Annotated in this window: 29 protein-coding genes; 21 read left to right on the forward strand and 8 right to left on the reverse strand. The window is 45.1% G+C overall.

From position 1 onward, the window contains the following. The first annotated feature begins 9 nt into the window (after window positions 1-9). The 3 genes from CIK98_RS03240 to CIK98_RS03250 all read left to right on the forward strand — a co-directional run bounded on the left by CIK98_RS03240 (window position 10) and on the right by CIK98_RS03250 (window position 3,470). Window positions 10-1,077, forward strand: a complete 1,068-nt coding sequence (locus CIK98_RS03240) for a mannose-1-phosphate guanylyltransferase (RefSeq protein ID WP_094382847.1) — start codon at window positions 10-12, stop codon at window positions 1,075-1,077. A gap of 92 nt (window positions 1,078-1,169) precedes the next feature. Then, entirely contained in the window at window positions 1,170-2,255 is a 1,086-nt protein-coding gene (gmd, locus tag CIK98_RS03245; RefSeq protein WP_094382848.1) for a GDP-mannose 4,6-dehydratase, read from the forward strand. A gap of 51 nt (window positions 2,256-2,306) precedes the next feature. Further along, window positions 2,307-3,470, forward strand: coding sequence for a GDP-L-fucose synthase (locus tag CIK98_RS03250; RefSeq protein WP_094382849.1), 1,164 nt, complete (start codon window positions 2,307-2,309; stop codon window positions 3,468-3,470). A gap of 84 nt (window positions 3,471-3,554) precedes the next feature. On the opposite strand, the gene CIK98_RS03255 is transcribed toward CIK98_RS03250, so the two are convergent. Beyond that, the gene (locus tag CIK98_RS03255; protein ID WP_094382850.1) at window positions 3,555-5,048 is read right to left on the reverse strand and encodes a xylulokinase; all 1,494 of its coding nucleotides are present in this window, start codon (window positions 5,046-5,048) and stop codon (window positions 3,555-3,557) included. A gap of 179 nt (window positions 5,049-5,227) precedes the next feature. On the opposite strand from CIK98_RS03255, the gene CIK98_RS03260 reads away from it, so the two are divergent. From CIK98_RS03260 to CIK98_RS03305, 10 genes are all read left to right on the forward strand, one after another. Further along, the gene (locus CIK98_RS03260; RefSeq protein WP_094382851.1) at window positions 5,228-5,596 is read left to right on the forward strand and encodes a response regulator transcription factor; all 369 of its coding nucleotides are present in this window, start codon (window positions 5,228-5,230) and stop codon (window positions 5,594-5,596) included. Between the two features lie 11 nt (window positions 5,597-5,607). Beyond that, a complete protein-coding gene (locus tag CIK98_RS03265; protein WP_094382852.1) occupies window positions 5,608-6,813 on the forward strand; it encodes a sugar transferase in 1,206 nt (401 codons plus the stop codon). A gap of 47 nt (window positions 6,814-6,860) precedes the next feature. Beyond that, window positions 6,861-7,826 (forward strand): TolC family protein, encoded by a 966-nt coding sequence (locus tag CIK98_RS03270; protein ID WP_094382853.1) that lies wholly within the window; start codon window positions 6,861-6,863, stop codon window positions 7,824-7,826. A gap of 11 nt (window positions 7,827-7,837) precedes the next feature. Next, on the forward strand, window positions 7,838-10,015 hold the full coding sequence (locus CIK98_RS03275; RefSeq protein ID WP_094382854.1) for a hypothetical protein: 2,178 nt from the start codon (window positions 7,838-7,840) through the stop codon (window positions 10,013-10,015). Beyond that, on the forward strand, window positions 10,015-11,532 hold the full coding sequence (locus CIK98_RS03280; protein WP_094382855.1) for an O-antigen ligase: 1,518 nt from the start codon (window positions 10,015-10,017) through the stop codon (window positions 11,530-11,532). The genes CIK98_RS03275 and CIK98_RS03280 overlap by 1 nt, the downstream gene beginning before the upstream one ends. Further along, window positions 11,516-12,394, forward strand: a complete 879-nt coding sequence (locus CIK98_RS03285) for a glycosyltransferase family 2 protein (RefSeq protein WP_094382856.1) — start codon at window positions 11,516-11,518, stop codon at window positions 12,392-12,394. The genes CIK98_RS03280 and CIK98_RS03285 overlap by 17 nt, the downstream gene beginning before the upstream one ends. Continuing rightward, entirely contained in the window at window positions 12,391-13,554 is a 1,164-nt protein-coding gene (locus tag CIK98_RS03290) for a glycosyltransferase family 2 protein (RefSeq protein WP_094382857.1), read from the forward strand. Before CIK98_RS03285 ends, CIK98_RS03290 begins: the two co-directional genes overlap by 4 nt. 12 nt (window positions 13,555-13,566) lie before the next feature. Beyond that, window positions 13,567-14,733 (forward strand): glycosyltransferase family 2 protein, encoded by a 1,167-nt coding sequence (locus tag CIK98_RS03295; protein ID WP_094382858.1) that lies wholly within the window; start codon window positions 13,567-13,569, stop codon window positions 14,731-14,733. A 261-nt stretch (window positions 14,734-14,994) separates the two neighbouring features. Beyond that, window positions 14,995-15,984 carry a glycosyltransferase gene (locus tag CIK98_RS03300; RefSeq protein ID WP_094382859.1) on the forward strand — a complete coding sequence of 330 codons (990 nt, stop codon included), beginning with the start codon at window positions 14,995-14,997 and terminating at the stop codon, window positions 15,982-15,984. 33 nt (window positions 15,985-16,017) lie between these two features. Next, a complete protein-coding gene (locus CIK98_RS03305) occupies window positions 16,018-16,818 on the forward strand; it encodes a glycosyltransferase family 2 protein (RefSeq protein WP_094382860.1) in 801 nt (266 codons plus the stop codon). Between the two features lie 14 nt (window positions 16,819-16,832). Here CIK98_RS03305 and CIK98_RS03310 read toward each other — a convergent pair whose 3' ends face one another. Both CIK98_RS03310 and CIK98_RS17920 read right to left on the reverse strand, forming a co-directional pair. After that, a complete protein-coding gene (locus tag CIK98_RS03310; RefSeq protein WP_094382861.1) occupies window positions 16,833-17,783 on the reverse strand; it encodes a glycosyltransferase family 2 protein in 951 nt (316 codons plus the stop codon). A 319-nt stretch (window positions 17,784-18,102) separates the two neighbouring features. Beyond that, window positions 18,103-18,246, reverse strand: a complete 144-nt coding sequence (locus tag CIK98_RS17920; RefSeq protein ID WP_172409798.1) for a hypothetical protein — start codon at window positions 18,244-18,246, stop codon at window positions 18,103-18,105. Window positions 18,247-18,254: 8 nt separating this feature from the next. On the opposite strand from CIK98_RS17920, the gene CIK98_RS03315 reads away from it, so the two are divergent. From CIK98_RS03315 to CIK98_RS18885, 6 genes are all read left to right on the forward strand, one after another. Beyond that, on the forward strand, window positions 18,255-18,926 hold the full coding sequence (locus CIK98_RS03315) for a BT4734/BF3469 family protein (protein ID WP_094382862.1): 672 nt from the start codon (window positions 18,255-18,257) through the stop codon (window positions 18,924-18,926). Continuing rightward, window positions 18,923-19,423 (forward strand): hypothetical protein, encoded by a 501-nt coding sequence (locus tag CIK98_RS03320; protein WP_094382863.1) that lies wholly within the window; start codon window positions 18,923-18,925, stop codon window positions 19,421-19,423. Before CIK98_RS03315 ends, CIK98_RS03320 begins: the two co-directional genes overlap by 4 nt. Further along, window positions 19,414-19,926 (forward strand): VapE domain-containing protein, encoded by a 513-nt coding sequence (locus CIK98_RS03325; protein ID WP_094382864.1) that lies wholly within the window; start codon window positions 19,414-19,416, stop codon window positions 19,924-19,926. Before CIK98_RS03320 ends, CIK98_RS03325 begins: the two co-directional genes overlap by 10 nt. 242 nt (window positions 19,927-20,168) lie before the next feature. Beyond that, window positions 20,169-20,375 carry a DUF4248 domain-containing protein gene (locus tag CIK98_RS03330; protein ID WP_094382865.1) on the forward strand — a complete coding sequence of 69 codons (207 nt, stop codon included), beginning with the start codon at window positions 20,169-20,171 and terminating at the stop codon, window positions 20,373-20,375. A gap of 555 nt (window positions 20,376-20,930) precedes the next feature. After that, window positions 20,931-21,437 carry an HU family DNA-binding protein gene (locus CIK98_RS03335; RefSeq protein WP_094382866.1) on the forward strand — a complete coding sequence of 169 codons (507 nt, stop codon included), beginning with the start codon at window positions 20,931-20,933 and terminating at the stop codon, window positions 21,435-21,437. A 112-nt stretch (window positions 21,438-21,549) separates the two neighbouring features. Next, entirely contained in the window at window positions 21,550-21,684 is a 135-nt protein-coding gene (locus CIK98_RS18885; protein ID WP_256387753.1) for a hypothetical protein, read from the forward strand. A 113-nt stretch (window positions 21,685-21,797) separates the two neighbouring features. On the opposite strand, the gene CIK98_RS03340 is transcribed toward CIK98_RS18885, so the two are convergent. Continuing rightward, window positions 21,798-22,226, reverse strand: coding sequence for a GxxExxY protein (locus CIK98_RS03340; protein WP_094382867.1), 429 nt, complete (start codon window positions 22,224-22,226; stop codon window positions 21,798-21,800). A gap of 97 nt (window positions 22,227-22,323) precedes the next feature. Between CIK98_RS03340 and CIK98_RS03345 the strand changes: the two genes are divergently transcribed. Then, window positions 22,324-22,842: an N-acetylmuramoyl-L-alanine amidase gene (locus tag CIK98_RS03345; protein ID WP_094382868.1), complete on the forward strand. Its 519-nt coding sequence runs from the start codon at window positions 22,324-22,326 to the stop codon at window positions 22,840-22,842. A gap of 157 nt (window positions 22,843-22,999) precedes the next feature. Here CIK98_RS03345 and CIK98_RS03350 read toward each other — a convergent pair whose 3' ends face one another. The 4 genes from CIK98_RS03350 to CIK98_RS03365 all read right to left on the reverse strand — a co-directional run bounded on the left by CIK98_RS03350 (window position 23,000) and on the right by CIK98_RS03365 (window position 24,916). Further along, window positions 23,000-23,281, reverse strand: a complete 282-nt coding sequence (locus CIK98_RS03350) for a DUF6364 family protein (protein ID WP_141210386.1) — start codon at window positions 23,279-23,281, stop codon at window positions 23,000-23,002. A 100-nt stretch (window positions 23,282-23,381) separates the two neighbouring features. Then, window positions 23,382-23,747 carry a hypothetical protein gene (locus CIK98_RS03355; RefSeq protein WP_094382870.1) on the reverse strand — a complete coding sequence of 122 codons (366 nt, stop codon included), beginning with the start codon at window positions 23,745-23,747 and terminating at the stop codon, window positions 23,382-23,384. A 40-nt stretch (window positions 23,748-23,787) separates the two neighbouring features. Further along, a complete protein-coding gene (locus CIK98_RS03360) occupies window positions 23,788-24,588 on the reverse strand; it encodes an ImmA/IrrE family metallo-endopeptidase (protein WP_172409799.1) in 801 nt (266 codons plus the stop codon). Then, on the reverse strand, window positions 24,578-24,916 hold the full coding sequence (locus CIK98_RS03365; protein WP_094382872.1) for a hypothetical protein: 339 nt from the start codon (window positions 24,914-24,916) through the stop codon (window positions 24,578-24,580). The genes CIK98_RS03360 and CIK98_RS03365 overlap by 11 nt, the downstream gene beginning before the upstream one ends. A gap of 163 nt (window positions 24,917-25,079) precedes the next feature. On the opposite strand from CIK98_RS03365, the gene CIK98_RS03370 reads away from it, so the two are divergent. After that, the coding region (locus tag CIK98_RS03370) for a site-specific integrase (RefSeq protein WP_172409800.1) at window positions 25,080-25,642 on the forward strand (563 nt) is incomplete at its 3' end.

Raw genomic sequence — 25,642 nt, forward strand, 5'->3', positions numbered from 1 at the left:
CTGATTATTATGGCACAAATTATGAATCATTTAGTGATTATGGCCGGAGGTGTCGGAAGCAGATTCTGGCCTATGAGTACAGACGAAATGCCCAAACAGTTCATTGATGTATTAGGTGTTGGCAAGTCTCTGTTACAAATGACCGTGGAACGTTTCAGCGGCATCTGCGATATTGACAAGACATGGATAGTGACTAACAGGAAGTATGTAGACATAGTAAAGAAGCAATTGCCCGAACTTCCTGAAAACCATATACTCTGTGAACCCTGCCGTCGAAATACAGCCCCATGCATAGCATACGTCAGTTGGCGAATAAAGGCCGTTGACCCCAAAGCCAATATTGTGGTATCTCCAAGCGACCACATCGTTACCGATACAACGGAGTTTAAGCGTGTAATAAAAGACTGCCTGAGGTTTACCGGCGAGACAGACGCCATCGTAACACTCGGCATAAAACCCTCAAGACCAGAAACAGGCTATGGATATATTCAGGCCGACCTTTCCTCAAGTTCGCTTAGAAACAAGGAGATATTCAGAGTAGATTCATTCCGCGAAAAGCCAGACAAAGAAACCGCTAGTCAATATGTTCAGAAAAACAACTATTTCTGGAACTCTGGAATATTCCTCTGGAGCGTAAGTACCATTGTAAACGCATTCAGGGTATACCAACCTACCATGTCAAGGATTTTCGAATCTCTACTGCCCGTTTACGGCACCGGGAAGGAACAAGAGGAAATAGACCGCCTGTTCCCTACGTGCCAAAGCATATCCGTCGACTATGCCATTATGGAAAAGGCGGAAGAGATTTTCGTATGTCCTGCCGACTTCGGTTGGAGCGACCTCGGTACATGGGGTTCACTGCTTTTGCAAACAAAGAAAGACCTCTATGGCAACGGATGCATTGGCAACAACATAAATATGTTTGAGTCAACAAACTGTATGGTACACACCATGCAGGAGAAAAAGGTAATCATTCAGGGACTCGACGGGTATATAGTTGCAGAAAACGAAAACACACTTCTCATTTGCAAGCTATCGGAGGAACAACGGATAAAACAGTTTACAGGACAGAACTAAGGAGTTAAGACTCTTCATTAACTTCATCACTTCCAAAAGTAAGGTAAACATAAACTTGAATAATATTAATAAGGACACAAGAAAAAGAAAAAATGGAAAAGAAAGTTGCTCTCATTACAGGTATTACAGGTCAAGATGGTTCATATCTTGCCGAGTTTCTCATAGAGAAGGGATATGAAGTACATGGACTTCTCCGTCGTTCTTCTTCATTCAATACAGGGCGTATAGAGCACCTGTATCTCGATGAATGGGTGAGAGACATGAAGAAGTCAAGACTTATAAATCTGCATTGGGCAGACATGACAGACTCTTCTTCTCTCATAAGAATTATCTCAGAAACCAAGCCTTCCGAAATATACAACCTTGCGGCTCAAAGCCACGTTAAGGTGTCGTTCGATGTTCCTGAATATACTGCCGACACAGATGCCGTTGGTGTGTTGAGACTTTTGGAGGCTGTAAGAATTTGTGGACTTGAAAAGTCATGTCGTATATATCAGGCTTCCACATCCGAGCTATACGGAAAAGTGCAAGAAGTGCCTCAAAGTGAAACCACACCATTCTATCCCCGTTCACCATATTCAGTTGCCAAGCTTTATGGTTTCTGGATTATGAAAAACTATCGTGAGTCTTACGACATGTATTGCTGCAACGGCATCCTCTTCAACCACGAAAGCGAAAGAAGAGGCGAAAATTTCGTGACACGCAAAATCACTCTGGCAGCTGCACGTATAGCCCAAGGCTTCCAGGACAAGCTCTACCTCGGCAATCTCAACGCCTTGAGAGACTGGGGCTATGCCAAGGACTATGTTGAATGTATGTGGCTCATTCTCCAACAGCCAAAACCCGATGACTTCGTCATTGCCACTGGCGAATACCATACCGTACGCGAGTTTGCAACACTTGCATTCAAGGAAGTGGGCATCGAACTCGAGTGGAGGGGAGAAGGTGTTGACGAGAAAGGTTATGACAAGAACACGGGAAAATGCATCGTGGAGGTAGACCCAAAATACTTCCGTCCTGCCGAAGTGGAACAGTTGCTTGGTGACCCTTCAAAGGCAAAGAAACAGCTCGGTTGGAATCCGACAAAGACCTCATTCCAGAATTTGGTGAAGATTATGGTCAAGCACGACATGGTGTTCGCAAAGAAACTCTATCTTAAGGCAAAGATGGAAGAGTGACACGTTAACTCCTTGATAATTAGTATCTACAGAACTTGAAAAAGAAAAAACATGTTAGATAAAAATTCAAAAATATATGTTGCCGGGCACAACGGACTCGTTGGCTCGGCAATATGGAAAAATCTTGAGGAAAGAGGATACCACAATCTTGTAGGACGCTCGCACAAAGAACTGGACCTGACCGACCAGAATGCGGTTAAGGCATTCTTTGACGAAGAGAAGCCGGATGCCGTGGTTCTTGCAGCTGCATTTGTAGGTGGCATCATGGCCAACTCCCTCTACCGTGCCGACTTCATAATGCAAAACATGAAGATACAGTGCAACGTCATCAGCAACGCCTATTCCCATAATGTCAAGAAACTTCTCTTCCTTGGCTCAACCTGCATTTATCCGAAGAATGCTCCCCAACCCATGAAGGAAGACGCTCTTCTCACATCACCTTTGGAATATACCAACGAGGAATATGCCATAGCGAAGATTGCCGGACTGAAGATGTGCGAAAGCTACAACCTCCAGTATGGCACCAATTATATAGCAGTCATGCCCACTAATCTCTATGGTCCGAACGACAATTTCCACCTCGAGAACAGCCATGTCATGCCTGCCATGATAAGAAAGATCTACCTTGCAAAACTCATACATGAAGGTGCATGGGAAACGATAAAGGAAGACCTGAATAAACGTCCTGTGGAAAATGTCAATGGCAACAGCAGTAAAGACGACATTCTTCGTATACTTGAGAAATACGGCATAAGCGACAACAAGGTTACCCTATGGGGCACCGGCACACCATTGCGCGAATTTCTTTGGAGCGAAGACATGGCAGACGCCAGTGTACACGTATTGCTAAATGTTGACTTCAAAGACATCATTGGAATAGAGAAATACTCATCGGTGTTCTATGGTGTATCGGCCTCAGGTGTCGTCGACCGAAACAACAGTGATGGCCGTGGAGGCGCCATTCCCTCCCTTGGAGAAATACGCAACTGCCACATCAATGTTGGAACAGGAAAGGAACTCACTATCAAAGAGTTATCTAAACTGATAGTAAAAACAGTCGGTTTCGAAGGAGAAGTTGTATTTGACTCAGCAAAGCCAGACGGTACACCACGAAAACTCATCGATGTAACAAAACTCCACTCGCTTGGCTGGACACATAAAGTTGAAATAGAAGAAGGAGTCGAAAAACTGTTTAAGTGGTATGCAGGAGTGTGAGGAATGTGAAGTGAGATTACTTGGCAAAGCCCAGTATGCATTGAGGCAAGTCGTGAGTGAGACACCCACAACTTGCCTCAATCCTTATACCAACTTCCCAAGTTGGCTCTTCCATTCAGAATAAGCATGGAGGTATTCAGCCCGCTTGTTTTCGTCAGGTTCTATCACCATTAGCTTGTCGAGAGTGGCGAAGGCCTCATTGTTGTCCTTGTAAATACCAACGCCTATACCGGCACCCTTTGCAGCACCCACACTGCCGTCGGTATCATATAGTTCTATTGTAGCTCCGCTCACTCCAGCCAAAGTCTGTCTGAAGATGTCGCTCAAGAACATATTTGCCTTTCCAGCATGAATCTTCTTAATGTTCATTCCCATCTGCTGCATGATTTCCATTCCATAGCAGAAACTAAAGACGATACCTTCCTGTGCGGCTCTTACAATATGCGCGTTAGTGTGCTTGTTGAAACTTAGTCCTGTAACAGTACAACCAATTTCCTTATTCTCCAACACACGTTCCGCTCCATTTCCAAACGGAATGACGCTCACGCCTTCACTTCCGATAGCCACTTTTGAAGCAATCTCGTTCATCTCGGCATATCCCACACCCGAAGCAAGAATGTTTCTTCTCACCCATGCATTCAGAATACCGGTACCATTTATACACAACAGCACTCCAAGACGAGTCTTGTCAGCCTCATGGTTCACATGGGCAAATGTGTTCACCCTGCTCTTCTTGTCGTAGTTGATGTCACCCAACACACCATACACTACACCGGAAGTACCAGCAGTGGAAGCGATCTCACCCGGATTGAACACGTTAAGACTCACGGCATTGTTAGGCTGGTCACCGGCACGATAGGAAATGGGAGTACCTTTCTTAAGTCCTGTCTCCTCAGCAGCCTTCTCCGACACTTCGCTTTGCACGCTGAATGTAGGCACGATATCCGACATTATCGACATGTCGAATCCATAGTAGTCCATAAGGAAGTCAGCCACCTGGTTCTGCTTGAAGTCCCAGAACATACCTTCGCTAAGACCGCTTACCGTAGTGTTGGCAATGCCGCTAAGTTTCATCGCGATATAGTCACCAGGAAGCATCACCTTATATATTTTATTATATATATCAGGTTCGTTTTCCTTCACCCAAGCCAATTTTGCAGCAGTAAAGTTACCTGGTGAATTAAGCAGGTGTTGTAGGCATTTCTCCGGTCCTAATGTATGGAATGCCTTGTCACCATAAGGAACAGCCCTTGAATCACACCAAATGATAGCCGGCCTGAGCGGTTTTAGGTTTTTGTCCACACAAACAAGTCCGTGCATTTGGTATGAGATACCGATTGCCTTAATCTCTTCAGCATTTGCACCTGCATCGGCCATGATTTTCTTCAAACTTAGCTTTGCGTTTTCCCACCACATTTCCGGGTCCTGTTCAGCCCATCCTGTTTTAACGGCCGTTATAGGCGCCTCGTGCTCTGGAAAGAAAGCAGTTGCAGCACATTTACCCGTGTCTGCATTGACGAGAGAAGCCTTTACCGAACTGCTTCCAACGTCAAATCCTAATAAATATCTATTTGCCATACTTATATAATTAAATCAAATATAATACGCATAATTATCACAAATCCCACCCTAAAAAGCAAAAAAAATAATTTTTTCTTGTAAATTGCAATTTTTTTTGTAAAAATTAGTCGATAATTCAAAATATTGTTTTATCTTTGCAGCAATAAATATTACCTTAGACATATAAAAGCTTTTTTATGAAAAAGAAAATTCTTATATTGGACGACAAAGAGACAATAGCAAAAGTATTGTCAATTTATCTCATGAGCGACTACGAAGTACAGTGGTTGCCCGATGGTTTGCAAGGTGTAAAATGGCTTCAGTCAGGCAACACTCCAGACTTGATTATCTCCGACATCAGGATGCCAGGCATGCGTGGCGATGACTTTTTGGAGTGGATAAAGCAGAACGAATTGTTCCGCCACATCCCAGTTATCATGCTCAGCAGTGAAGACAGCACCAACGAGCGCATCCGCCTTCTGGAGATAGGAGCAGTAGACTATATCGTAAAACCATTCAACCCGATGGAGTTGAAGATAAGAGTAAAAAAGATTCTTCCCAACTAATACTCTAAGATATGATAGGTGTAATATACCTTGGTGACAGCCAGAATACCCGAGAACGTCTGAAATACATTCCCGGGCAATTGGTTCGTATGACTACGACATACAAGGATGCCGCAAAACTCTGCATACCGAAAGTTCGCAATGAACATTTCATCCTTTTTTTCGAGCGCAACGATCCCAACACAGACGTAACGGCTATCACCTATCTTAAAAAGAAATGTCCAAACGTCTACATTATCCTTCTTACCGAAAAAATGAACGATACGGAAAGGAAGACCTATCTGAAGTGCGGCATCAACGACACACTCGACAGAAACGCGTCTGTCACTGAGCTGAACAAGAAGATACAGTTTATCTCCGACCGTGAGGGCATTCTTTTCGACCCTGTGGGACCGAAATTCAAGATTTTGAGTTTCAAGATACCTCTGTGGAAGCGACTTTTCGATATCGTATTCTCATTATTGGGCATCATTATTCTTTCACCGGTATTCATCATTACCGCTATAGCCATAAAGTTGGAAAGCAAAGGGCCCGTTCTCTTTAAGTCTAAGCGCGTGGGCACCAATTATACGATTTTCAACTTCTTGAAGTTCCGTAGTATGTTCATCAATGCCGACAAGAAGCTTAAAGAGTTGAGCAAGTCACAAAATCAGTATATCAACCATACAGAGGAAGCTAACAAGATACCAACTCTCAATATTGGTTCCAATGACGCATTGGAGTATAGTTTGGTTGACGATAATATGGGTGCAGAGATGCTCATCAGCGACGATGAGGTAATGCTCGTTGGCGACGATTTCGTGGTGGCTGAAGGCGATTTTAACAAAAAGAAGAATGAAGAAATACAAAATGCGTTCGTTAAGATTGAAAACGACCCTCGGGTCACCAAAGTCGGGGCTTTTATACGAAAATACAGCATCGACGAACTGCCGCAGCTATTCAACATACTAAGAGGCGACATGTCCATAGTAGGCAATCGTCCTCTCCCACTCTACGAAGCAGAACGCCTTACCGCCGACGACTGCATAGACCGTTTCATCGCCCCTGCGGGTCTCACCGGTCTTTGGCAAGTTGAGGAAAGGGGTAAGGGTGGCGACATGTCGGCCGAGGAGCGCAAGCAACTCGACATCCGATACGGCCAGACCTACAATTTCTCTCTCGACATGAAAATAATATTCCGTACATTGACAGCTTTTGTTCAGAAGGATAATGTCTGAATGGAGTTGTCTGTCTTACCATTTACCAATATCAACATACACAAACGATGAAGAAATTACATCGAGCCTTTGTTGCTCTTACATTAGCTGTAGCGGCCATACCTGCATCAGCACAATTCAACAAGAGTGGAATTAACGCGGGCTTTTTCGACTCAAGCGAGCAGAGCCAGCTTAACTTCACCGACTTTCATCTGCCTCCTCTTTCGGTGCTGTATGAAAATGCAAAATCCAACCCCAACATCCTCATTCTCGCCAAGCAGCAACAGATAGCAAAGGCTGAGGTTGAGAAACAGAAGCGTCACATCTTCTCTTATCTACAAGGACACGCAAGCTACAGCTATGGAAAGGCCGACATGTGGGGTAACAACTCGTCGACTTATAGTCCTACACTATACCAGTTCCAAGGCACAGAACAAAGCTATTGGAATATTGGTGTAAGTCTTGCAGTACCCCTTGAGGACATTCTCGACCTAAAGGCTGCCGTGAAAAGAAAGAAGATGGAAGTGGACAGGGCTCAGTTGGAGAAAGATGCGGCCTTCGACCAGCTTAAACTCCAGATAGCCACATTGTATGTGAAAATCACCAACGACCTTGTAACTCTCCGTACTGCCAGCGAACATGCCGCCATCTATCAGGGTGCCGGTGTCCTTAACCAGGAGCAGTTCCAAAATGGAGAGATGAGCATTGAAGACTTTGCATATACAAAACAACGCGAAAACACAGCCGTCAACACTTATCAGTCACTTCAGACCCAAATTACCACCGATATTCTGACCCTTGAGATACTCACCCATACTCCTATCATCACCAATACCACTACTGACGTCACCCTTGACGAAAAGGTGGAAAAGACCCAGAAAGAACTTGACAAGGAGAACAAAGAATTCCAGAAGCAGCTGAAAAAAGAGCTTCAGGAAGACAAGAAGAAATTAGAGGAACTGGAGAAGGCTGAAAAGAAAGCTGAAAAAGCTGAAAAGAAAGCCACAGAAAAAGAAAGTAAGAAAACCAAATAACATACAGCATTATGGATATTTTCAGATATATAGTAAGGTTTCTATACCGCATCCGCTGGTATCTCGCCATCCTTCCAATGATAGCACTCGTTGTCGCTTGGTTTATGACCCGCAACCTCGAACGCCAGTACGACACCAACACCACCATCTACACGGGTATGATTACCGGCTACAACATTGAGGGCGGTACTGGTACAGCCGGCGGTAACGCCCAGACCAATATCAACAACCTCATGCTCATCGTCACCACCGACAACACCATCCACGAAGTGTCTCTCAGACTTTTCGCCCGTTGTATGATGTACGGTAACGAGCGTAAGGACAACAACTACATCTCAGCAGAACACTTCCGTGCGCTAAATGCCTCAGTTCCTGCCGAGGTGAAGGCACTTGTCAACCGCAACAGCGAGGATGCCACCTATACTAACTTCAAGGCATACGAGAAGCCGTCGCGCGACAACTTCATATTTAGCCTCACCAACTATCATCCCTATTTCGGACTCAACAATATCACCTCTCGCCTCAAGGTGACACAGTTCTCCAAGAGCGATATTATCAACATAGGATATTCAGCCAACGACCCTGGCATAGCCTACAACACGCTCGACATTCTCAACTCTGTGTTCGCGCGCCAGTATCAGCAGATTCGTTATGGCGAGACCAACAACGTTATAAAGTATTTCGAGCGTGAGGTGGCCCGACTCTACCGCATGCTTTGCGATGCCGAGGACGACCTTATCAACTATAACGTTCAGAACCGCATCATCAACTATGGTGAGCAGACCAAGGTGCTCGCCAATCTTGAGGCGAACCAGCAAGTGTCTGACAACGACCTGCTTATGAACTACACCGTGTCAAAGGCAATGATCGACTATCTCGAGCGCAACCTTGGCGATCGTGCAGAGAAATTCACCAATAACAGGGACTTTACCGACAAGGTGAAAGACATCTCCCGCATCCATTCACGCATCTCCAACCTCCGTCTCATGTCGAGCGAGGGAGGTGGCAACAATGCCGAGGCACAGCTTGAGCTTGCGAACGCACAGAAAGAGTTGGAGCAGACCACAAAAGAAGTGAAGAACCTTACCCAGTCCATACAGAAAGGTTCTACCAGCACCGACCAAGGCGTTAGAACCAACACCCTATTGGACAAGTGGCTCGACCAGAAGATTCTTGCCGAGGAGACCAAGGCGCGCCTGTCCGCCCAGGACATCATGCGTCAGAACATCGACCGCCAGTTCCTCTACTTCTCCCCCATCGGAGCCACCCTTGGCCGCAAGGACCGCCACATCAATTTTGTGGAGTCAAACTATATGAGTATGCTCGGAGCGTTGAACGCTGCCCGCCTCCGTCAGAAGAACCTTCAGATGACCACAGCCACCCTTCGTGTGCTTAACCCGCCATTGTTCCCTCTTAATGCGCTTCCTACCAACCGCATGATGATTCTGCTCGGTTCATACCTTGCAACATTCTTCCTGGTGGCAGTCTATTTCTTCCTCATCGAGCTTCTCGACCGCACCCTCCGCGACCGCATGCGTTCTGAGCGCATCACGAAGATACCGGTATTGGGTTGTTACCCGAAAGAGAGCAGTCTCCGCTACCGTCGTTACAACAAGACCATCAGCGACATGGCTTTGCGTCAGCTCAGCAAGGCTCTCCTGCCCCACTTCAAGACTGGCCAGCAGAACGTGCTCAACCTCATCTCCACCGATTCCTCCAACGGCAAGAGCTACCTGTCGCAGGAGCTGGAGAACTATTGGATATCCATCGGTCTTCAGGTACGTCGACTTACTTACGACGAGGATTTCCTAGCCGACGATAGCCGTTTCATCATGTCCACCAGCATCAAGGACCTATGTCCCGACATTCTACCCGATGAGATAGCCATTGTGGAGTATCCAAACCTCAACGACCACTCCATCCCGTCGTCACTGCTCAATATGGGAACAGTCAATCTTATGGTCACACGTGCCAACCGTACATGGAAAGACATCGACCAGAAAGCTCTCAAGGAGGTGCAGTCACAGCTTGAAAACCAAGACAGTCTCTACATGTATCTCACAGAGTCCAACCGCTATGCAGTAGAGGAGTTTGTAGGCCAGCTGCCTCCATACACCCGTTTCAGCAATTTCGTATATCGTTTATCACAACTTGGCCTTACAGCCACCGAAAACAATCACGCAAGCTAATGGCAGGCATCAATTACAGCAAGATAAGCAAATCTGAAATAGGAGGAGGAAGAGCGTTGCTCCTCCTTCTCCTTTTCTTTATTGCCATCTATAACTTCATCAATATAGGATATAATGCATTTGTCATAGTGTGCATTATACCCTGCATATTTCTTGCGGGCTATGTCTTTCTCAAATACAAGATGGCGTTGTTTTGGACTTTGTTCACTATCAATTTCTTTTTGATGTTCATCACCCGCCATATTCATCTTCCGATACCGACTTCACTCATCAATGAGGTGTTGGAACTTATGCTCATAGGCCTTGCGTTGCTCGATGTGTCGCGCTACCGCTTTGGCGACACCTTAAACGTGATGTTCGTCATGCTTTTGGTATGGGTGGCATTTTGTTGTATAGAGATATTCAACGATGCATGCGGCATAGGCATAGATGTCTACCGTTGGTACACTGGTGCGCGCCTTATGTCATTCCAGTTAGTCTACGCCCTTATCGTGATGACCATATACATCAACACCCCAGAGAAACTCGTCCGCCTACTCGTTGTTTGGGCTTGTTTTATTCTCTTTGCCGGTTTTTGGGTATGGAAACAGCAGAAGATAGGCCTTACGGCAGCTGAGAAATCTTTCATCTACAACTCTCCAGCCCACTTTATGGGTGGAAGGTTTAGATACATGTCTTGCTTCTCCGATGCCGCCAACTTCGGTGTCCACTTGGCGTCAGCAGCAGTAATGTTTATTGTAGTAGGAATATATATGAAGATCAAGCGCCTGCGCATATTCTTCCTTGTGATGGGATTCATTGCTATTTGGGCATTCTTCTCGTCAGGTACTCGTACTGCCATGGCATGTCTGATAGCTGGATTGGCGATGTTCATCATCCTGTGTAAGTCACGCAAAGTCATGCTTTCAGCAGGAACTGTATTTTTTATTGCTTTCTTTTTCCTCGCATTCACGAAAATTGGCAATGGCAATTCTCAGATTCGACGAATGAGAACATTGTTCGACAAAGAAGATGCCTCAATGGGAGTGCGCGACATGAACAAGGCCACACTTCGCAAATACATGACAGATGCCCCTTGGGGAGTAGGAATTGGTCTTGAAAACAGCGATGTCCCCCCCTTTAATAAGTTCAGACTTATCACACAGGTTCCACCAGACTCTGAGTACGTTTATATTTGGGTTCGCACCGGCAAGGTAGGTCTCACCGTGTTCATAATCACCACTGTAATCATGTTCATTGGAGCATGTATCGTAGTATGGTTCCGCATCAGGAGCGACTCGCTTAGGGGCATAGGCATAGGTTTCACCTGTGCATTCTTCAGTCTCCATTTGGGAGGCTATGCTAACCAGATACTGTTGCAGTTCCCCAATGGTCTGATATTCTATGGCGGTTTGGCACTCGTTTATGCCCTTCCGGCTATGGAAGAGGCGTGGAATAAATGGGAGTCGGAGGAACTTGCAAAACAGGAAGAACGTAAACGTCTAAGACTGGAGAAGAAACGTGCGTCGAGAGTATAAGCTATCAGTTATCACGGTCAACTACAACGGACTTAAAGACACATGTTCGTTGCTTGACTCTCTCACTCCTGTCGACCAGTCGACGGAAGTGATAGTGGTGGATAATGCCTCTACATCCGACGAGGCAAGCACCATTGCCTCACGCTACCCTTGGGTGCGTGTAATACGAAGCCAGAAGAATCTCGGTTTTGCCGGAGGCAACAATCTCGGCATACGTGAGGCAAATGGCGAGTACCTATTCTTTGTCAACAACGACACTGAGGTAGACCTTTCTCAACTTGTTCCGTTGCTTAAACGCATGGACGAGAATGAATCCATAGCCATCGTATGTCCCAAGATTCGTTTTTTCTATGGCGACCACAAAATCCAATATGCCGGCTATACCAAACTCTCTCAGGTGACATTGCGCAATCATGCCATCGGCTTTGGAGAAACTGACAGTGGCCAGCACGAGACAGCCCGGCCCACCCCATACGTCCATGGAGCAGCCATGCTCGTAAGGCACGAGGCCATAGAGCGTGCAGGCATGATGCCCGAGTGTTTCTTTCTCTATTATGAGGAACTCGACTGGTCGATGATGATGAGACGCCATGGCTTTGAGTTATGGTACGACCCACGTTGCACGGTCTATCACAAGGAGAGCCAGACCACAGGCAGCCATAGTCCACTCCGCACATATTACATCACCCGCAACCGCTACCTATTTGCCCGTCGGAACATAGCATTGCCCTTGAGGTTTCTCACCTATCTCTACCTCACAACAGTGGTATTGCCGAGAGACCTTCTATCACACCTGTTTCACGGCAGGACCGACTTAGCCCTTGCCACCATACGAGGAATAAAAGATTTTGTACGATTATGATTTGGAATATATTATACATCATTGACGCACTATTGTTTGCAATTGTTGCATTGACTGTCATCTATATGACTGTTTATGCAATAGCATCCCAATTTGTGAAAAAGCAAGAGATACCCAAAGCAAAGCGTCTCAACCGTTTCATCATTCTAATCCCCTCCTACAAGTGCGACCATACGATAGAGAATACCGTTAGGGCCATGCTCGCCCAGACCTATCCCCAGCGTCTTTTCGACATAGTAGTCATTTCCGACCACCAGTCAGAGATGACCAATTTCCGCCTTGCCCAAAATCCAATTACGCTACTCACTCCCAATTTTAAAAATAGCACAAAGGCGAGGGCACTTCAGTATGCCATAGCAAACATTCCAATATTCAAGATCTATGACGTTGTCATAATACTTGATGCCGATAACATAGTGCTTCCAGAGTTCCTCGACGACCTTAACAACGCTTACGAGTATGCCGGCACAAAGGCCATCCAAGTCCATCGCATGTCAAAAAACCGCGACACGGCCTATGCCATGCTTGAAGCCACATTCGAGGAAATCAACAATTCCATCTTCCGCCTTGGCCATATAGCCATGGGCTTGTCATCCGCCCTTGCCGGCTCTGGCATGGCCTTTGAATTCAACTGGTTCAAGGAAAACATCATGAAGGCAAAGACGGCCTGGGAAGACAAGGAACTCGAGTCAATGCTCATCCGACAGCACATCTTTGTCGACTATTTCGACCAGATATTCATGTTTGATGAGAAAACACGTCTGACTGGAGATTTCAACCGCCAGCACAAGCGTTGGATATTCACACAGTTCCATAGTATCATAAAAAATATCCGTTTCCTTCCAACCGCAATCATCAACAAGCAATACGACCTTATAGACAAAATCATCCAGTGGATGCTCATCCCTCGTACAGTCATGATGGGCATCATTGCAGTCTTAAGCATTGTCCTTCCCTTTATATATCTCACGTTAGCCATAAAATGGTGGGTAATAGCCGCATGGACATTGTTTATCTTTGCCTTGGCCACTCCCGACTATCTTGTCGACAAGCGTTGGGAGCGTTCCTTCATCAAGGTGCCCCTCATCTTGCTCAAATCCCTGTTCAATCTTACGATATTGGCAGGAAACAAGAAGCGATTCATTAACAAGAACAAATAACCCCCTCACTGCATGTTCTGGAGCTATATTCATATACTCGACCTTCTGTTGTGGGCTTTCATGTCCATTTCCGTAGCCTACATCACATTCTATGCCCTTGTAAGTCTGTTCAGCCGCAAGGGCATTAAGACAGTCGACGTACCGGAATCCCCTGAAAGCACTTTTCTCGTCCTTTTTCCTGCATATAGCGAGGACAGGGTAATAGTGGGTTCAATAAAAAAGTTCCTTCTCCAGAACTATCCGCAAGACAAATACCATGTGGCTGTCATTTCCGACCATCAGCAGGAGTCTACTGAGCGTCTTCTGTCAGATCTGCCCGTTACAGTCCTCCGCCCGGTTTTCGAGAAGAGTTCCAAGGCAAAAGCTCTTCAATATGCAATATCTGAAGTATCCGGACAATACGACTATGTGGTAGTGCTTGATGCCGACAATATCGTTGAAACCGACTTTCTCCACCGGCTCAACTTCTTGCTGAAAGAAGGCTATAAGGCAGTGCAATGCCATCGTTGTGCAAAAAATTCCGACAGTTCTGTATCAGTACTCGATGGTGTGAGCGAAGAGATAAACAACACCCTTTTCCGTAAGGCCCATAACCTCATAGGTCTCTCTTCCGCACTGATAGGTTCCGGCATGTGTTTCGACTACAGTTGGTTCAGCTCCCATGTAACCAAGCTCACCACAGCCGGCGAAGACCGTGAGTTGGAAGTGTTTCTACTACGTGAAGGCATATATATAAAATATGCCGACGACATACTTGTTTTTGACGAGAAGGTAAGCAGTGCCGACAATTTCCAGCGTCAGCGCCAGCGTTGGATGTCCGCCCAGGTCAACTGTTTCCTGTCGATGTTACGACATCTTCCCGAAGCCGTTATCCGTCTAAACATAAACTATATGGACAAGACCATCCAGCAGATGCTAATACCACGTTCAATGCTTCTTCTGGGTCTTCTTTTTATGTCGTTTCTGATATCGATAATCGCCCCGTGTTGGAGTTTGAAATGGTGGAGTCTTCTTCTTCTCACCTGCCTATCGCTCTTCCTCGCCATTCCCGTGCGGCTGAGAACGAAGTCCGTGTTTTCAAAGGTAGGCACCCTTTTGCGTCTGTCGATAAAGATGGCACGCAATGTGCGGCATATCGACCACAAGAACGAAGACTTCATCCATACCGACCACAAGTAAGCCCAATTCCTTTTCCTTCCCAATACAAAATAAATCTACAATTCTTGAACGAAAATTGCCGTTAATTGACTATATTTCAGTAAAGATTTGCCAATTAATATAAGAAACACAATGTTTTTTATTTGCAATTAACAGGTATATCGGCACACCCGACAAATAAAGATAAAAGACGAAACTTAAATAATATATAAAAATAGCCCGAAAGTTTGGATATTCCAATTAAAATCTTTAATTTTGCTGCAGAATACAAGATTTTGCATAATGGGAAACAAGATACAGCTTAGTGTGGTCATTCCGGTTTACAACACTGAAAAATATCTGCAAAGGTGCGTTGACAGCGTGCTTGAAAACAAGAGCGTCGGCATGGAGATTATCCTCGTCGACGACGGCTCAACTGACTCCTCTCCTTCAATATGTGACTCCTATTCCTCACGCTTCCCCTTTGTCAAGACAGTCCATATAAAAAACAGCGGACCGGCATCGGCAAAAAACCGCGGCATAGAGATTGCACAAGGAGAATACATCGCACTAACAGACAGTGACGACGAAGTGAAACCCGACATGTTTGTAAAGATGCTTGAAACGGCACAACGGCACAATGCCGACATCGTGGGCTGCAACTACGAGGAACGGATGCCCGACGGCACCATACACCAGTTCTCATACAGTGGCAAGACTCTTGTTCTCAACCGTCAGGACGCACTGGAGCAGTTTCTCATGAAAGGCAAGATATACACCCAGTGCTGGACAAAGATCTACCGAAGGGATATGATTGTCGCCCACAACATTCGCAACATCGAAGGACTGAAGACCGACGAAGACTTCATCTTCAACATCCATTGTCTCGTACACGCCAGCACCACATGTGTGATAGACCTTCCGCTCTACACCTATTCCATGCTTCCAGGCTCACTTTCTAAGGCATACTTCAGCAAGCGGATAGACTCATACATCGACAACAGGCTACTGAATTTCGACATCACCCGACGTCTCATCCTCACACACTCGCCCGAGAACAGTCGCCATGCCGTGTTCAACCGCCTGTACTACTCCAACGAGCTCCTTGGCCGCATTGCACTCTTTCCGGAAAAATATTCCGATCTCCGCACAAAATCAGTGGTGGGATATATGCGTCGACACATCCTCACTATCCTGCGCCATCACCGCAAGATAGGTTTCAGTCTCGCAGGAAGCCTCATGCTGCTGTTGCCTGCAAAATGGTATTTGCGCTACAGACACAGCAAGACATAACTCCACAAACCCTGTCATAAAACGGTAACAAATATGAAAAAATACACCATTATCACAATTAACTTCAACAACTCTGCCGAACTTCGACAAACCATAGAGAGCGTTTTAGGCCAGACTATGAAGGACTTTGAGTACATTGTCATTGACGGAGGCTCAACCGACGGAAGCGTTGAGGTGATTAAGGATTATGCCGACCACATAGACTACTGGGTGTCTGAACCCGACAAGGGTGTGTACAACGCCATGAACAAGGGATTGGGAAAAGCCCATGGAGAATATGTGAACTTCATGAACTCCGGCGACACCTTCCACTCTCCCAACGTGTTGGAGGAAGTGGACCGTCAGATAGGCGATGCGGACATTTTGTTTGGCAACGTGTGCAACCGAGCCACCGGCATCCGTTACGGAGGCATAAAGGTTGATAGCGAAGTGACATTCCTCACTTTGAAAAAAGAAATATTATGCCACCAAGCTACATTCTACCGACGAACGATATTTGAACGTCACCCATACGACGAAAGTCTCAAACTGATTGCCGACTGGAAAGTGAACGTGCAAGCCATTGTGTTCGACAACTGCAAGGTAAAGGTAGTTGATACGATGATAGCCCGCTACGACCTAACTGGCATGAGCAGCACCCAAAGCCAACTGCATGCAGAAGAGCGCCAGCGGGTGATGTCAGAACTCTTTCCTCCCCGCATACTGAAAGATTACGACCGCCTTTATACTGACGAAGAGATGCCAGTGGTGACCCTACTACCGGAACTGAAAAAGCGCGGAAGAGTGCAGAAAATAGTGTATGCACTTACAAGATTATTATTGAAGCTGACATGAAAAATTCCATAAAGTCAATAAAATAATTTAACCACCATTTCAGCCAACAAAAACCTAAGTCGATTCGGCCAACTATAATTCAGCCCACGCCATGCTCCATTCGATTCAGGAAAATAACTGGCCCAAGCTTTGATGTTTCTCTTTTTAGCGTCCAAAACATATGACGATTTTGACAGGAACTTCCGTTGCAGCAATTCTGTTTCCAAAACATCATACACCCCTTTTTCCCTATAGAAAGATTCCACAATATTTATCGCACTTGAAAAACTGTTGATTCTCAAGTCCATATTCGTACTGGAATAATTATTCGGATTATATTGAACATAATGATAGAGAGCCTCATTCACGCAAGAGAAAGACTTTGCATAATAGAATAATTTACAACAAAAAATATAGTCTTCACCAAACTGTACTTCCGGCACAAAATATAAATCATTGTGTACAATTATTTCCCGACGTATAAACAGTTTCCACAAAACACCTTTTATTCTCAATAGAGTCATGGCTTTCATCGCCTCGATATGATCAGAGGGATAAGACTGTTTAAAAACAAGCTGTTTGTCAGCATATTCCTCTATATAGTCGCATCCCACTATGTCAACATTTGATTCCAAAGCCTTGTCTACAAACTTTTCAATCGCATTTGTCTCTATCCAATCGTCGCTATCAACAAAAAGTACATATTCACCTGTAGCATTTTCAAGAAGTATGTTCCTTACTATTGCTATTCCAAGATTCTTCTTGTTCTCAATAATTTTTACAGAATTTGTACGAGAAGGATATTTTCCCAACACTTCTTGCAACACATGCATGCTTTTGTCGGGAGTGCAATCGTTTACAAACACATATTCTATATCAGAATATGTTTGTGAAAACAAGGTCTCCAGGCATCTTGCGAAATATTTCTCCACATTGTATATGGGCACCAGTATTGATACTTTCATAAACTTGTCTTTAAAATCCATTTGCAAAGATAGTGCAAGTTTTAGACAATACAAAATAAAAACAATTTTTTTTTCAATTGCTGTCCAATTGATGACAATTGCTGTTTACCACAAAATCCGTCCGCCTGCGGACTCATTTCCTTCAATTCACGATTAATTTGCGATAATTCACATTCCCCAAAACAGTTCCGCTTGCGGACCTCCTTCCGTATCCATCAGCGTGAACAACATCAGTAATCAATAATCAATCATCCTTCAATGTTTACCTTTTAAATTTTTAATTTTTTAATCTTTAAATCTTTAATTTTTCTTCTCCATCATCGCATCAATCAATTTCGATTTAAAGTATTCCTGTACTTCTGTCGGGAGCTCCGATATTGATCGCTGGAAGATGGAAATATGATACCAAATTCTTGCTCATAAGACCATTTGACTTGCGGGCATAGTCGAAGGTGGCAAAGACTACCTCGCCTATTTTAGACATATGATGAGGTGCTGCGGCAGCACACCGAGAACTATCGCAAGGCCATCGAGGATAAACAACCTGTAAAGCAACTCAAGAAACTCAAGGCTGAGATGTTTCCGATGCTTATGCCTGCAGCTCGCTTCAAGGACGGACGGGAAATGGAGCATCTCGTGAGCTATACCTGTCTGTGCCAGTGCGACATCGACAATATCCCATCTGACATTATGGAGGAGGCAAAGCGACGTGTGCGTGAACTGCCGTTTGTGGTGATGTATCACGTGAGAATGAGCGGCCATGGCTTGCATGTCTATTACTTTTACCAGATACCTAAATGCGGTCTCACTACGCAGGTGTATCAGCAGGCATTTATACAAGGCAATGAGCGTATCGCCAACGCCATTCCTGCCGACTACGACCCGGCTGTGGGCAAGGCCAACCATGGTTCTTCCTTCTGCCATGACCCCGAGGCGTGGTTTAATCCCGACGCCGTGCCATTAAAGGTTGACATGACCCTCAACGCCCAAAAGCGCAGCAAGAAAGACCATATCGCCAACAGCTCTGCAGTCACCGAACAGATGTGGCCGGCGGCTTGGACTGTAGAGAAAGTGTTCGCCTTTGCACAAGACTGCGTCAACAAGTCTTCCACTGGAGAGTTCGCCCATGGCAACCGCAACAACTATCTCGTACGCCTTCCATGACCCTCTCCGACTTCGGCATGGAGCAGGATCACGCCGCACAGCTCATGAAGCAAGAATATGCCTCTCAATATGGCGAGGAGTCGATACCGTCGCTTGTGGCAGGATGCTACAATACCGCCGCACCTATGCACGGACGCAAGGCCCTACCCCACAGCTCTGGCAGCAAGGGCGACGACCGTAAGGGAAAGGTGAAGATTCTTCTCGCTGCCGACTTCCTCAGACAACAGTCTCTGAAATTCGACGCCATCACCCATAAGCTCAAGCGCTCTGACATGACCGACCTGACCGACCGCGACATCAAATCTCTGCTGCTTAACTGCAATATCGAAACTGGCGAAAACATCACCGTACAAACTTTCCGTACTGCCTTGATGAGCAACTGCATCCCTGAGGTCAATCCTCTCACCGACTATCTCGACAAGGTGGAAAAATCACCACCCCCGACGTCAACGTCCGCGCGCCATACGGCTCCACCAAGGAACGCCGCGTGCGCATAGCCTCCTATTGCGCCTCAGGCAACAAGTTCCAGTTTCTCACCGACCAGACCGGCAACCGCCGCTTCCTTCCGTTCTATGTCGAGCATATCGACTCGCCCTTCGACCATCCCAGGTTATATGCCGAGGCAGTGAGAATGATAAAGGAGGGCTTCGTCTATTGGTTCACCACCGAGGAGATTCAGCAGCTCAGCAAGTATGTCGAACAGTTTGCCGACCGCACACCCGAGGAAGAGCTACTCGATGTCTATTTCGACATACCCAAGCCACCAGGCAAGGAGACACGCACCGTACATTTCCTCACCACATCCGAGATACAGGCCAAGCTCGTCAGCTACGGCAATCTCCATCGTCCCATCCCTCTGCGCACCCTGTGCCAGATACTCGACAACAAGGGATACCAGCGAATGCGTAACACGAAAAAGCGCGGCTATCTCGTGGTGGAGTTAGAGGCAACGGAGATCAACAACAGCCGTATAGCAGCCTCGGGCACCATGCCATTCTAAGCACCCAAGCCCCATTTATGACACATATGACACATAAAAACACAAACTTTTATAATAATGAATATAATATTTACTTTTATTTATATATATTATTTTATATAAGGTATAAGAATCATGTGTCAAATGTGTCATAACCTCCCTTTAATCTTTTAATTTTTTAATCTTTAATTTTTTAATATCTTTAAGGGTTTGCCCTTTTAAAATTTTTAATTTTTTAATCTTTAAATTTTTAATTTTTATCTATGACTCGAAGAGCATTAGCAAATCTGTATTTCCCCGACAAGACTCCCGACCAGGCGGTTCGCAACCTGCGCCGCTGGATAGAGAACTGTCCCGATCTTGTGGCTGCCCTCAAGGAGATTGGCATGCCACGAAAGCACAAGAAGGTCCTTACTGCAAGGCAAGTGCGAATCATCATGGAATATCTCGGAGACCCCGTAATCCTCTGAGCTCGGCTCAGAAGAAACAGTTGCAAACTGAATGCCCGATTCAGTATACAACTGATTGCTCTGTTCAGTATGCAACTGATTACCCTGTTCAGTATACAACTGAATACCCGATTCAGTTAACAAGTGATTACCCGATTCAGTTGTCATGTGATTGCCCCATCTTTAAACAACGACCAACAACGTCCAACAACGACCATCGTCAAATTAAAATGTAGTACCTTTGCATCAGAAAACGAAACCCAATCGCTCTTTGACTTACTGCCACTCCCTTCTTTCTTTTGAACGGCAATTGCCAGCAATAAAACGGCAATTATCAAAAAATAATCTTTGAATTGCTGAACAATTGCTGATAATTGCTGTTCCCTCTAAAAAAATATCTGAACGCAAATTACCGCAAATTATCCGTGAATTTCCATAAAGAATAATTTTCTTCAATTTACGGTCAATTCCCGGAAATTCGCGTTCACCCCAAAAATATTATGTTTAACCCCCTGCCGGGCACAGCCCCCTTGCTGTGTAAACACCAAGTCCCATACCGGCGATGGGCAATCACAAATGAGTAAAGCTTACAAAGTAACTAAGCACACGGTGATGTTCGACAAAGACCATCCAAAGACCGTGTACAGTGTCCAACCCGTCAGCTACGGTCTCCTGACCACCGAAGACGTCGCCAACCAGATTGCCGCCGAGTCCTCCGCCACCCCAGGCGACGTGAAGAACGTCCTCGACCGCTACGCCTACTACGTGAAGGAGAACCTCAAGAAAGGCTACAACATCCAGCTCCTTGGCTTCGGCAACCTCTCCATCCGCTTCATCACCTCCGGCACTGTGAAGACCGAGGCAGAAGCCACTGCGAAGCTCATCGTAGGTCTTGTCCCCACCTTCAACCCCTCGTTCAAGCTGATCAACAAGAAGCGCATCTACGACCTTCTGCCCGACAAGATCACCCTAGTGAAGTACAACGGCACCGTCTCAGCTGACAACACCGTGCCAGAGGACAGCTCAAGCGAAGTCACCAACCCCGGCACGTCTGAAGGCGGCGGCGACGACCTCGGCCAGTAGTCTTTTCTCTTGAACGTGAATTGCCGTTAATTGACCGTGAATTTCCATAAAGAATTATTTTCTTCAATTTACGTATAATTTGCGGTAATTCGCGTTCCCCAAAAACCCATCTATGAAGTTTATAATGTTCATTTATCTAAAAACATCGTCTATGAAAGTAAATTGGAAGCAACTCGCCCTCTACATCCTGCGCATTGTTGAGTTAGTCATCACCGGCGCCGCCGGCGGTGCCATCACCCAACTCTAGAACTTTTAATTTGAACGTGAATTGCCGCGAATTACCTGCGAATTGCAACAAAGAATTATTTTCTTCAATTTACGTATTATTTCCGATAATTCGCGTTCAAATAAAAAAAGATCTTATCTTGGAACTATATTCATGTTACGGTCTATCAAACGACATTCATTCGTCGTACTGTCATAGCAATATCGCTCACATTCAAGGCTATCAGAACCAAAATTGATGAGCAATCCTATGGGATTCTTTGTCAATCGAAGGTAGTTGAACAACTGGAATCTGTGTTCTGGACATATCTCACTCGTTGATTTTAATTCCAATATGACATCATCTACGACAATGTCCATACGGTATGACTTCTTCATCTGCCTACCCTTATAGTAGCATAACAGATTTTTTTCTGATTCTGGATGAAACCCCATATCTGACAGTTCAATGCACAATGCCTCGTTGTATAGAGGTTCAAGAAGACCTCCACCAAGTTCCTTGTGTACCGTCATGGCAGCACCAATGACCTTATACACGATATCTTTATATCTCTTAATATCCATATATCACAAATTTTCGGCAAATTTACATATAATTTCCGATAATTCGCGTTCAATTTACATATAATTTCCGATAATTCGCGTTCAAAACAAAAAAACTATGATTACAGAACAATACCCCATGACCATTGCCGGCGACCTCGTCGCCTCCGAGGACCACCTCCTCACCCACGTCGAGAACTCCCAGTTCATGTCCCCCCAGTCAGTCCGCTTCATCATCATCCACTGTTCCGCCACCCGTTGCGACCGCGACTACACCCCCGAGCAGCTCAAGCACGACCACTTGCTACGTGGCTTCATCGACGTCGGCTATCATTACTACATCCGCAAGGACGGCACCACCACCCAGCACCGCCGCTTGAACGAAGTCGGCGCCCATTGCCGTCCCTTCAACCGCTGCTCCATCGGCATCTGCTACGAAGGCGGCCTCGATGCCAGCGGCAAACCCAAGGACACCCGCACCATCGCCCAGCGCGGCTCCCTCGTCGCCCTCTTGATCAAACTCAAGAAACAATTCCCCAAAGCCTTCATCCGCGGTCACAACGAGATGCCCGGCGCCATCCCCAAGTCCTGTCCCAACTTCAAGCCCAGCAAAGAATTCGCCTACCTGATGAAGTGATTATCTTTCATAACTATCCAAGAATCTTCTCAATACTAAATTAATTGTTCTTGGTGATTGTTTGGAGTGAACAATAACAGCAATGACTATAGCATCAGGATAACATAAATAATATATGATATTCGGTGCTATAGTTTAGTTGCAATATTTGACCAAATTATTTCCATCCTTTTTCTTGTTTTATCTCAGAAATAACTTGTGAATGAGATTTGCATTTACCGTCGAGATATTCTTTGTGGGCATAATCAAAACAATCTAAAAGCATCGTCTCATCAATTATTTCCTCATAAGAATAGTCCTTATTCACAGGAGCAGACTTATCCATCATTATAATAGAGACAAGATAGTCCTCTACAAGTTGTTTTACGCTGACATTATGCTTCTTAGCATACATTTCAGCGCCATTATATATTTTCTGATCAATAGTCAAAGTATTCATAATCATATTATAATATATTTATACGCAGGCAAAATTACGAATAATATTCTAATCTTCCAAACTTTTCCCCGGTTTTATGCAAATAATCAAAAAATACATTTCAATCTTCCCCTATCCAGTGTTCGTAATCCTCCCCTATCCGTTGTTCAAAGAAAGTTGAAGCATCAACCATATAATCGCTCATCTTTTTTTTCCTTACTCTATCGAAATTGATAGACCTCCATGCCCGGCTAGCCCCAGTAATGTACGTATACGGCATTGCAGTTTTCGTGTCGGAATCATAATCGTCACACATGATTAGAGGTTGTTCGGTAAAACAAATATAACCTGTATTTGACTTCAGTTTCGTCTCCTCTACAATAGAGGCAATAATATCTTTCGCACTCCTTACTCCATTATCTTTAGTGAAATGGAATAGATATGGCGATAAGTCACTTCTACGTCTCAAATTTTCACTTGGGTTCATAATCTTAATAAATACTATTTGTGTCACTCATATACCAATTTCATTTCTCCCAAAACACGCTAAAAGCATGTTTACCGAATGGAATGCAATATTCAAAGAATTCCAAGCCATTCTGTTCCTCCCTATATGTATGAAAACAATCGCCAGCAAACACGACCTCCGACTGCTTTCCGCAACTTGAATCCCCTTTATAGAAATAGTCCCCCATAACAGTGCCCTCAGGCACCTTGGTTTTTCCATATCTCAGCAAATAAAAAGGAAAATCATCACTTCTCATCTGCCATTTAATCTTACCATCCACAGCATAAACCAACATGATTGGAACCAGATTCATATTCATATACCTGATGGCACAGGCAGAGAAACTTACATTATATTTAGAAGCAACCGATTGTATCATCTGTCCTGAGAACTCTTCACCCTTCACGTCTTTCATAAATTCATCCTTTGGCATCAGAAGATTGGCTGCAAAATAATCAGCTTCTCTTTCAATTATCCATTCATCATTTTTGCCAAAAGGATTATAATAGTGAATATGAGGTTGCATCTTGCCAGTTTCAAGTGCATGCCTATGATGATCTATAAAATAATGACCTAGTTCATGGGCAAGCGTAAAACGTCCTTTTGTATTATCCGCATTATTTCCTCTTTCCGTATTTATATGAATGAAAAATCTCCTTTGACTTGGCTCATACCAAGTCATCCCATCAAAAGTGTCCATTCCATAATCATCATATATAACCTTTATATCCTCATCATTGGCTATATCAATTAAAGGTATGGGGATGGTGTATAATGAAGCGATGGAATCTGCGACGTTCTGATAAGCTTTAAACTTCATCCTTTGTGGCATTATGCTGTTCCTTCATCTTGTCCAATATGTTTTTCGGCAAATGGCTATAGTTGCGGGCGGCCATTGAATAATGGATTTCATCTTCTGTCTCATTATTATGACCATCCTCCAAACTTTCAGGATCAATAAAAGATGATGGTACCATTTTACATTTCCCATTGATAATGGCATCCACATCAACATGTCTGTTCGCTATACGAGGCGTATATCCCTCATACATCTGGTTGAAGAACATTAGTTCCTCATCATTACGTGGCGGGAGATAGCCTGTTGAACAAAGCATAACGTCCCATTCTTTATTTGTAAAGTCTTTCATTGTTGTACTAATTTTTCACTGCGGTGAAAAAAGCTAAAGTCCTGCGGCTTATAACCTTTCACCACAATATTCCACACTTATTTTACGTTTCTCTAAAAGGTGAAGGGAGATGACGGGATAATTCGAACCTCCCCGTCATTAATCCCCTCCACCACAAATAACCATGCCCAATACTACATTGGACAAGGCGATCGCGGCTGTTCCTAAATACAGGGACCGCATTTCGCTTTTTACTAAGAAACTGCGTCTGGCACAGTATGCAGACGGCAGTATCTATGACTATCGCCTGAAAATTGCTCAGGCAGTGTTGTTTTTCAAAAAGTTGCCGGATGAGTTCACACAGACGGACATCGACTACTATCTGTCGACACTCCTGGACAAAAACCGTTGCAGCCTGTCCTTCTTCAAGCACATGATTTTCGGACTGCAGGCCTACTACAAGGTGATGGGGCTTAAGCAACCTGGAGGACTCGTACTCCCTACAGTGCGCAAGCCGAAGAGGCTGCCGCGAGTGCTCTCCCAAGAGCAGATTGCCCGCCTTCTCCGCAACTGCTCCCTGTACGACAAAACCCTGCTTGCCATCATCTACGACTGCGCCCTCAGGGTCGGCGAGGCATGCCGCCTCAGATGGGACGACATCTGCTTTGACCGCAAGAAGCTGTTCGTCTTCCAAGGCAAGGGGCGTAAAGACCGCTACGTGCCCATTTCCGACCAGATGCTCGTCGT

Origin of the sequence: Prevotella sp. P2-180 (assembly GCF_002251435.1) — a bacterium.
GTDB lineage: Bacteria > Bacteroidota > Bacteroidia > Bacteroidales > Bacteroidaceae > Prevotella.